The organism is Butyrivibrio sp. (assembly GCF_024699075.1).
In genome coordinates this window covers 1-6318 of the sequence record NZ_JAILQF010000357.1, presented here as the reverse complement: position 1 = coordinate 6318, position 6318 = coordinate 1, and the positions used below count along the sequence as shown (strand labels likewise).

General features: G+C 37.1%; 3 protein-coding genes. 2 read left to right on the top strand and 1 reads right to left on the bottom strand.

Annotated features, from left to right (window positions below; all coding sequences use genetic code 11):
- Nucleotides 1–390 (bottom strand): hypothetical protein (locus K6G87_RS14410; RefSeq protein ID WP_296838748.1); only part of this gene is annotated, 390 nt, incomplete at its 3' end.
- 442 nt (nucleotides 391–832) lie between these two features.
- On the opposite strand from K6G87_RS14410, the gene K6G87_RS14405 reads away from it, so the two are divergent.
- Together K6G87_RS14405 and K6G87_RS14400 are read left to right on the top strand one after the other, a co-directional pair.
- A complete protein-coding gene (locus K6G87_RS14405; protein ID WP_296838744.1) occupies nucleotides 833–5176 on the top strand; it encodes a pectinesterase family protein in 4344 nt (1447 codons plus the stop codon).
- Between the two features lie 252 nt (nucleotides 5177–5428).
- Nucleotides 5429–6318 (top strand): acetyl-CoA C-acyltransferase (locus K6G87_RS14400; protein WP_296838742.1); only part of this gene is annotated, 890 nt, incomplete at its 3' end.

Below are 6318 nucleotides of genomic sequence, written 5' to 3'. Positions count from 1 at the left end.
CATACCATCAGCTCTTATATACTCAATTCCTCCAAATGGTGTATTAGCTATCATAGGTATGATTATAGCTGCAGGGTCTTCAAGCTCTTCAGATGTCATAGACTCAGTAATAGTAAGTGAAGCAAGCTTGATACTACTCTTGGCAAAGTCCATTTCATTGGATATACTTCCGGCTATATATTCAGCCATCTGATTAGTTACCTGCTCAACATCCTTAATAATATTTATTTTCTGGATATATGTGTATATACACATTATCGCTATTATACTGATGATAATTAAAGAGGGTATGATTACCCTGATAGGATTGAGATGATCATTTACAATAACAGTATTATGCAGTTCTTCATATTCACTGTTTTTGCCAAGATTTCTTTCATTTTGATCCATTTATTTTCTCCAAAATGATACGCACATCTTAATTTCTATCGAGCGCTAAACTATTCAGCAGTTATCTTGATCATTTTATATATAAATATCGTCATTTTGATTTTATATCATAAGTAGCTTGTGATAATTTGATTCATTAACTCATACTTCGCACATATAAATAAGTTACTTCCCTTGCGATTTGATTGCCTTAGCCAATTAGTAAGGAAATTTTTGTATGCGAATTAATTAAAGGCACTTAACAATAAATAACCAGGCTTTTTATCAGTAAAAATCGCACCTTATAGGAAACTGTAAGTACTTACAAAAATAGTTAAAAATATGATACTAATAATGATTGTCTATCTGCTATTATAGCCATCGTGACTCGTCTTTACGCATGTAATGACTTTCACAAAACGTAATATTTGGATTTTTATAATCCGGAAAAGCAGGTATATTTATGAAAGGCAAATCAAACAAAAAGCGCATTCAAAGTTTCATTCTCGCAGCGCTTCTTAGCATGACACTTCTTGGTGGCAATGTTGTAACCAGCATGGCTCAGGAAAGTGAAGAGATCAAAAATGAAGCTACTACTAATATTTCAGATGATTCAAGCACATCTGATTTAGCTTCTACTGACAGCTCAGAGAAGTCATCAGACAACGATTCTTCTGATGATGAATCAGATAATGGTGAAAACTCTGGCAATAATGACAACAGCTCTAATAAAGATCTTACTTCTGATAGTAATGAGAATAATGATACAGATGCTGAAGCATCAGATAGTCCTTCATCAGAAGACTCTGAAGCTGATGACTCTGACGACACAGAAGAATCTGATGACTCTGCTTCCATTACAAAAGCAGCTTCAGATAAAGATTCTTCAGCAGATGAATCCTCAACTAAGGAAAATACAGACGTTTCAGAATATGTTGATATATCAAAGGCTGAAGAAAGAACATGGGATTTTACAACAAATGGTGTAAATACTCATGTAGAGGGATCTACATATTCTTATGAAAATCTCTATATAGATGCATCTAATGGTGGCAAATTCAATTCTATGAATGGCAGTTGGACACAACTTAACGCAGGAACTCTAATATATTTTGCAGTACCAGCTAATTCTATTATCACTATCATTTCATACGAAAATAATTATACATTTACACTTAGTGATGGAGATACAGATCTTGCAGCAACCGTTACTGGTGAGTCAAACAATTACACATACACCTATGAATATACAGGTTCATCAGCTGCAATATTAAAGCTTACAATAAATGAAGATAATACATATTTAAAAAGTCTTTCTGTATCACTAAATACAGATACTACAAATGAATCTGATACTTCTAAAGACTATTCATCCAAATTTAACTATCCTGTAGATAATTCTTCCTGGGATTTCACTACCTACGATACTGATAACGCAACACATATTGAGAAATCTACAGGTACTTACAAAGAGCTATATATTGATGCTACGACAGGTAAATTCGAGACAAGAGAAAATGGTGATACTGATGATGCAATAGTTAATGGCTCAACTTTAATAGTTGTTCCTTTTAACAGAGCAGGTACTCTTACAGTAACCTATTATAACAACGGATCTTATTTCTTAGCTGATGGTAGTACAAAGCTTTCATCAGGTGCTACCTATGAATATACAGGTTCAGGATATGGCTATGTGACTTTACTTGCAGAAGGTCAGGTATTCCTTTATAGCATTTCTATCTCATATCCTAAATCAGCACTTGACGATGTAGAATCATCAGAAACTACTGTATGGGATTTTGGTGGTAACGCATCCGGCATAGACGACGCTACAGATATGATCACAGTAGATAAGATTTCCAATATAAGTACTATCGGAACATATATAAATAGTGATGGAAAAGAATATCCATCAAGCATAACTTCAGAATCTTCCGTATCTTTTGGTAATCTTACTCTTTATATGGGTAAAGGTGACAGATTCTATACCAAAGAAAGCGTTGAAGGTAAGACATATGAAGCCTCAAACAAAAAAGGAATCAATACCTTTGAAGATGGCTACACCTCCTATGGTTATTACTATGCTAATGGTAAGACATCTGTAAAAAATGGTAGTCCACAAAGCAGATATATAACTATATCAGATGTAGAAGAAGGTGATACTTTCACCATCTACATGGGAGTAAAATTCAGCTCATCTTCTACATCAACTTCTGAAACAGCCCATTTCAGATCAGAAAATGGTGAGCAGGACGAAACTTTTGAGCTTACTGGCAGTGCTCCGGGAATATATACATTTACAGCTACTCAAAGTGGCACTTACACAATTTATGCTGAAAACACAAATGGCGGAAAGCCTGATTTTTACAGGATTGTAAAAGAAAGTTCCAGTGTCCTTTCAGGTAATATAAGCTTTGAAGATGGTGTATCACTTTCTGAAGGCTATAAGCTTATTTTTACAAGTACTGATTCAAATGATACAGATATCGTAACTGCAGATATTAATTATAATACCAATAAATATGCCGTTTATGTTGATAATGATAAGACCTATAACATAAGCGTATCAGGAATTGTCGGATATGCTGTAACAGATGAAACTTCAAGTGTTTCTGGTTCATCTGCAACACATGATATTACGATCATAAAGGCAGATACTGTCAGTGTAAATGGTACAGTGTCAGGAATCGAAGACAATTATATAGATAAGTATAATTCAAAGATCACATTTACTGATTCTAATAAAAATGTATCATCAGTAAACCTTAAAAGTGATGGTTCCTTCGAAGATGCAATTCTTGAACCTGGTGTAACATATACAGTAACACTGTCAAATTGCCCTGATTATGAGATATCAGATAACACCATAACTGTTACAAGCGATACCACAGAAGCTAATTTCGAAGCTTCACTTATTAAAACATATAAAGTAAGCGGAAAGTTTATAGGTATAAGCGAAAGCGATAACCTTGGTACACTTACTTTCATTAATACTAAAGATAAAGCTTCATACGAAGCTACTATTCTTGAAGATAATGCCGGATATGAAATAAGTTTAAGAGACGGAACCTATAAGGTTGAATCTTCAAATTCAGACTATGCTACTTCTACTACAGTTACAGTAAGCGGCGAAGATACAGAAAGAGATCTCTATTTTGCCAAAGAAAAATCAGACATAACAGTAGGGGATGCTACAGATATATATGTAGGATATACTGATGACAGAGACTACAATTTCGAAACTGTCCAGGAAGCTATAGATGCTATTGCAGCAACAAGAGCAGATACGAACCAAAGAGTAACTGTCAACATTAATGCAGGCACTTACAGAGAACAGATTATTATTGATACACCTAATGTAACCCTTAAAGCAGATGGTGATGTAACTCTTACATGGTATTACGGAATAGGATATACCTACTACAGCGCAGCAGACGGCTATTACAGCGAAGAAGCAGCTTATAATAAGACATCAAAAGACATAGTATCTAAATGGGGCGCTTCGACTTATATAAAGAGCGGTGCAACAGGCTTTAAAGCAGATGGCATCACCTTTGAAAACTCCTTCAACCTGTATGTTACAGACGAAGAGATAGAAGATGGAATAACACCTGATGCTTCAGCATATGGTTATAGCATAAATACAAGTGTTGAAAGAACAAAAGCTACCGATGTTACAAGTAAAGAAGCAACAGAAAGAGCAACAGCTCTTGCAATAGAAGCTACAGATGCAGAATTTTACAATGTAACTGTAAGAGGAAGCCAGGATACACTCTACACAGGAAGTGGTACTAAAGGATATTTTATAAACAGCCACATTTCAGGTAATACTGACTATATCTTCGGATACGGTGACTGGTTATTCGAAAATTGTGAACTTCAGTTTGAAGGTTACAGCGATGGATCAAATAAACACGCATATATCACAGCTGCAAGAGGTGAAGGTGCTACTTTAGGATATCTCTTTGATAACTGCACTATAACAGCTCCTGATGGAGGCAAGACTATTGGTGCAAGCTACCTTGGAAGACCTTGGGATAGCAAGGCAATGGTTACCTTTAAAAACACCACTGTTTCTGACGATGTTACTATATATGATGCCGGCTGGTACTCTATGAGCGGTGTACAACCATATAATGTAAACTACAAAGAATACAATACTATGGTTTCCGGAGTAGCTGTAACACAGGAAACAAGAACAGTTGATGGTAATAAGAACAGCACAATATACGAAACAGAAGAAGCTCTTAATCTTGGTGTTTCTGATTATATAACTCTTCTTGGCTGGACACCTGCTGCTCTTACTAAGGACGCCTCAAATGCAGCTTCAGACTCAAGTTCTGATGCTTCATCAGATTCAAGCTCTGATGCTTCATCAGATTCAAGCTCAAGTTCTGATGCTTCATCAAGCTCAGAGGCAACTACAGATAGTACTTCAAGCACGCAGACAGCAACAACTACTACAGCTACCACAACTACTACAGCTACTTCCGAAGAGTCCACAAGCTCTCAGTCATCAAATTCCGGAACAGCTTCAGGATCACAGGATAGCTCTGATACAACTTCATCAGATACAGCAGATACAACAGTTACAAGCACACAGACTACTGATGAAAGCGAAGTACTTGGAGCATCAAGAACAGACGATCCAAATGTTGAAACCAATGATAATACAATTGATTCAACAAGACTTGCTTCAACAGGTGACAACTCATCTATTGCATCACATCTTGTAATCATCATGCTTGCATGTTGCATGGTTATCTTCATAATCGAAATGCAGGCACGAGAAGATAAGAAAGCATGATATATGATTTCTTGAAAGTATCTTCTTGAATAAATCAATAACAACTTAAGATCACACATACGCCATAAGGCACACTACAAAGAGACCATTTCCTGGCACCTGCCATGAAGTGGTCTCTTTTTTATAAGCTTTTTTTATCTGCTATATTTAATATCAAGGTTGAAATGGGTTTACTTCAAGAATACAATTATTATTAGTAGTATTAACTCTACTTCTTCAAAGGAAGATGCATAAAACATATTGGAGGTACTTATGGGAAGAAAGGTTGTACTTGCCGGCGCATGCCGTACGGCAATAGGAACAATGGGAGGAACTCTTTCAAATACACCTGCTCCAGAGCTTGGAACAGTTGTTATCAAAGAGGCACTTAAGAGAACAGGTATTAAGCCTGAACAGGTTGATGAAGTATATATGGGCTGCGTAATACAGGCAGGTCTAGGTCAGAATCCTGCAAGACAGTCAGCAGTTAATGCAGGAATTCCTGTAGAAGTGCCTGCTACTACCATCAACGTCCTTTGTGGATCAGGTCTTCACTGTGTTAACCTTGCAGCAAAGCTCATCTCCATGGGCGATGCAGATATCATTGTAGCCGGTGGTATGGAGAATATGTCTATGGCACCTTATCTTCTGAGACAGGCCCGCTTTGGATATCGTATGGGTCCTGCAACTATGGAAGATTCCATGATAACTGATGCTCTTACAGATGCATTCTATCACTATCATATGGGTATCACAGCTGAAAATATCGCAGAGCAGTGGAATCTTACAAGGCAGCAGCTTGATGAGTTCGCTGCATGGAGTCAGCAGAAGGCTGAAAAAGCCATTGCTGAAGGCAAATTCAAGGACGAAATAGTTCCTGTTGAAGTTAAGAAAAAGAAAGAAACAATAATATTCGACACAGACGAAGGGCCACGTGCAGGCGTTACTGCTGAGAATATTTCCAAGCTTAAACCTGCTTTCAAAAAAGACGGCGGTGTTGTAACTGCTGCCAACTCTTCAGGTATCAACGATGCCGCTGCTGCCATTATCGTAATGAGCGAAGAAAAGGCCAAAGAGCTCGGTGTTAAGCCAATGGCAACATGGATCGGCGGAGAACTCGCAGGTGTTGACCCTCAGATCATGGGTATTGGACCTGTTGCAGC

Bases quoted from the DNA above. Each gene is read 5' to 3' on its own strand.
- K6G87_RS14405 (WP_296838744.1), top strand. From the start codon at position 833: ATGAAAGGCAAATCAAACAAAAAGCGCATTCAAAGTTTCATTCTCGCA.